This is a genomic window from Polynucleobacter sinensis, assembly GCF_001595985.1.
Taxonomy (GTDB): Bacteria; Pseudomonadota; Gammaproteobacteria; order Burkholderiales; family Burkholderiaceae; genus Polynucleobacter; species Polynucleobacter sinensis.
This window is the reverse complement of the sequence record NZ_LOJJ01000013.1, coordinates 1-268: the sequence shown is the minus strand read 5'-3', so window position 1 is coordinate 268 and position 268 is coordinate 1. Positions and strand designations below refer to the sequence as shown.

Annotated in this window: 1 protein-coding gene; it reads left to right on the top strand. The window is 42.9% G+C overall.

What is annotated here, in order from left to right; genetic code table 11:
* On the top strand, window positions 1–268 hold a 268-nt coding region (locus AOB49_RS09845), incomplete at both ends, for a DUF7507 domain-containing protein (RefSeq protein ID WP_172793428.1).

The window sequence follows — 268 nt, the reverse complement described above, 5'->3', positions numbered from 1 at the left end:
ACATTAGTCAAACTGATTTTGATGCGATTGGTCGTTCTAGCGATGGTGATATTGACAATACCGTTGTTGCGACAGCAAGCGAAACCTTGGGATCTGAGAGTGTCCTAAGCGCGAGCGAAGAAGTGGAAGTGCTCTTGTTGCCTAATTTAGAGATCTCTAAAAATGCAAACGCCACTTCGATTGATAGTGCCTCAGATAACATTGTGTATACCATCTCGGTAGAAAACACAGGTAATACCAAACTAACAGGGGTTACTTTTACTGACCC